Origin of the sequence: Mycobacterium sp. (assembly GCF_044370595.1) — a bacterium.
GTDB lineage: Bacteria > Actinomycetota > Actinomycetes > Mycobacteriales > Mycobacteriaceae > Mycobacterium.
The window spans coordinates 1-2,783 of the sequence record NZ_JBILVF010000257.1 but is presented as its reverse complement, the minus strand read 5'-3'; the positions used below and the strand labels follow the sequence as shown (position 1 = coordinate 2,783).

Here is a 2,783-nt window from a genome sequence, read left to right as displayed (position 1 = left end):
GACGGTGTTCACCTCGGCACCCGGGGCCCGCTGGCAGGACAACCTCCGCCTGGTGGGTGCGGCGACCGGACGCGCCCGCGCGGCCGAGGACCTCATCGCCGGTTTCGTCGACCAGGCCCGCAAGGCCGGCGAGGCCAACGACGCGGTCCACTTCCAGGCCTCGGTGGTGCAGCTCACCGAAACCACCTTGCGGGTGTGGGGTGCCGATACCTTCGCCGGCAGCGTGCTGACGGCGGTCGGGGTGGATCGGCCTGCGGCGCAACGCTTTACCGATAAGCCCTATCTGGAGATCAACCTCGATAGCTCCCCCGACTTCTCGGCTGCTGACGGCGACATCGTCTACCTGTCGTTCGCCTCGCCGGCCGCCAGGGATCGCGCACCGGCACTGCTGGACAGCGCGGCGTGGCGCACACTGTCGGCCAACCGGGACAACCGGGTGTTCGTGGTCAACAACGAGGTGTGGCAGAGCGGTCAGGGCATCGTCGCCGCCCGCGGGATCATCGAGGATCTGCGCTGGCTCAACGCGCCGATCAACTAGCCGACCTTGCGCCGAGTGTGCGGCCTACGCACGTTTTCGGGCCGTTTTCGCCACGTAACCGACACGTTCGCGGGCCTATGACGACTGTGGGCCTATGACGACTGTGCCGGCCAGGTGTTGCGGCATGGGGTTGCTACTCCCGGGCTGACGATCGCCATCCCCTATTGCCTAGTCTTCAACCATGACAACCGTCGCCGCCTACGCCGCCACGTCGGCCACCGGACCGCTGACCAGGACCACCATCACCCGCCGCGATGTCGGGCCCAACGATGTCCGGTTCGACATCCACTTCGCCGGGATCTGCCACTCCGACATCCACACCGTGCGCGGTGAGTGGGGTCCGCCGAACTACCCGGTGGTTCCCGGCCACGAGATCGCTGGCGTGGTGACTGAAATCGGTTCGCAGGTAACCGGTTTCAAGGTCGGCGACCATGTCGGCGTGGGGTGCTTCGTGGATTCCTGCCGGGACTGCGACAACTGCCGAGTGGGCCTGGAGCAGTACTGCACCGGCGGCGGGATGACCGGCACCTACAACGGGGTCGGCCGCGACGGCCAGCCCACCCAGGGCGGCTACAGCGGCAGCATCGTCGTCGACGAGAACTACGTGTTGCACGTCCCCGACTCACTGCCCCTGGACGCCGCCGCGCCCCTGCTGTGCGCCGGAATCACCACCTACTCACCGCTGCGGCACTGGAACGTCGGCCCGGGCAGTCGGGTCGGAGTCGTGGGCCTGGGCGGGCTGGGCCACATGGCCGTCAAACTGGCCGCGGCGATGGGCGCGGAGGTGACGGTGCTGTCGCAGTCGCTGAAGAAGATGGAGGACGGCCTTCGGCTGGGTGCGAAGAACTACTACGCCACCAGCGACACCGACACCTTCAAGAAGCTGCGCAACTCTTTCGACGTCATCCTCAACACCGTGTCGGCAGATCTGCCGCTGGGCCTCTACCTCGACACCCTTGACCTCGACGGGGTGTTTGTCGAACTCGGGGCCCCGGAGAATCCCCTTGTGGTGCCCTCGTTTTCGATCATCGGCATGCGCCGGTCGATCTCCGGCTCGATGATCGGCGGAATCCCGGAGACCCAGGAGATGCTGGACTTCTGCGCCGAGCACACCATCGCCTCCGAGGTCGAGGTGATCGAACCGGACTACATCAACGAGGCCTACGAGCGGGTGATCGCCAGCGACGTGCGCTACCGCTTCGTGATCGACACCGAGTCACTGCGGGCTTAGTCCCCCGCGAGTTTCTCGTCGGCAGCTTCCAGCGAGGGCGACAGCGTCCACCCTGCGGCGGCGAGAACATCGGCGACCCGCTTGATGTTCTCCGGGCCGCCGTCGTGGTGGGCGACCCCTGCGATGAACTTTTCGATCTCGTCGCGGCCGACGACGCCGTCTTTCAAGACCTCGTCCTGGTGGGCGGCGATCTCGCGAACCACCTCTTTGATCTCGTCCTCCGTAAGCGGGGTGTCGCGAAGCAGCGCCAGCAGGGGCACCCGGTCCGGGCCGGGCACACCGCCGGGGTAACCCGCGCGGAGCCAGTCGATGATGGAGCGAGCCAGCGACTTCTCGGTCATGTGCTCAGTGTGTCGGCTCGGGTGGATTCCCGCCAGGATTTCACCGCCGTTGACGCAACTGCGCCGGGCCCGGGGAGTCCCCGTGCCCGGCGCAGTTGTCGTTGTCACGCTAGCTGGAGGCGCTCTGACGTCCGCCGGTCGAGGCCGACGGCTTGGCCGCGCTGTCGGAGTCCGCCGAAGCGGCCCGACCGCGGGTCGGAGCGCCGACCTTGCTGGCAACACCGCGACCGGCCCGCGAAGCGGTGGCGGGGGCGTCTTCCACCGCGGCGTCGGCCAGGTCGGCGTCGGCCAGGTCGGCCTCGGCCGGGTCGGGAGCGTCGCTGGCCGGGGTCGCAGGAGTTTCCGGCGCTTCCGGCGCTTCGGGAGCCGCTTCGGGAGCCGCAGGCGCCGCCGGCACCTGGGGCTCGGAAACCGGAGCTGCCACAGACTCGACGTCCGCCGCCGGGATCTCCGCCACCGGTGTGGTCGCGGCCGGCGCCACCGCTGGGGAGGCTTTCACAGCCGCCGTCGACGACGCCGTGTTGGCCGGCTCAATGATGCCCCAGAACGGCTTGGAAAGCTGCGCCTTGGTTCCCTCGAGCAGGGCTGTGAACACGTCGCCGAAAACCTGCGAGTTTTCCTCGCGCGTCAATGTCTCCACAGAGCCGAACCGCACCGGCGTCGCGGCGTTCTC

General features: G+C 68.2%; 3 protein-coding genes and 1 pseudogene. 2 read left to right on the top strand and 2 right to left on the bottom strand.

The window, feature by feature from the left end:
- Both ADBZ5N_RS18535 and ADBZ5N_RS18530 read left to right on the top strand, forming a co-directional pair.
- A partial coding sequence (locus ADBZ5N_RS18535) for an ABC transporter substrate-binding protein (RefSeq protein WP_526260012.1) occupies nucleotides 1–538 on the top strand: 538 nt, incomplete at its 5' end.
- Between the two features lie 181 nt (nucleotides 539–719).
- Nucleotides 720–1,769: an NAD(P)-dependent alcohol dehydrogenase gene (locus ADBZ5N_RS18530; RefSeq protein ID WP_526260009.1), complete on the top strand. Its 1,050-nt coding sequence runs from the start codon at nucleotides 720–722 to the stop codon at nucleotides 1,767–1,769.
- Here the strand turns inward: ADBZ5N_RS18530 and ADBZ5N_RS18525 are convergent.
- Nucleotides 1,766–2,110 (bottom strand): DUF3349 domain-containing protein, encoded by a 345-nt coding sequence (locus tag ADBZ5N_RS18525; RefSeq protein WP_526260007.1) that lies wholly within the window; start codon nucleotides 2,108–2,110, stop codon nucleotides 1,766–1,768. The two genes, ADBZ5N_RS18530 and ADBZ5N_RS18525, sit on opposite strands and share 4 nt — an antisense overlap.
- A gap of 109 nt (nucleotides 2,111–2,219) precedes the next feature.
- Nucleotides 2,220–2,783, bottom strand: a pseudogene (locus tag ADBZ5N_RS18520) (hypothetical protein); the annotation flags it as partial.

Excerpts from the sequence above, each read along its gene's own strand:
- ADBZ5N_RS18530 (WP_526260009.1), top strand. The coding sequence starts at position 720 with ATGACAACCGTCGCCGCCTACGCCGCCACGTCGGCCACCGGACCGCTG.
- ADBZ5N_RS18525 (WP_526260007.1), bottom strand. The coding sequence starts at position 2,110 with ATGACCGAGAAGTCGCTGGCTCGCTCCATCATCGACTGGCTCCGCGCG.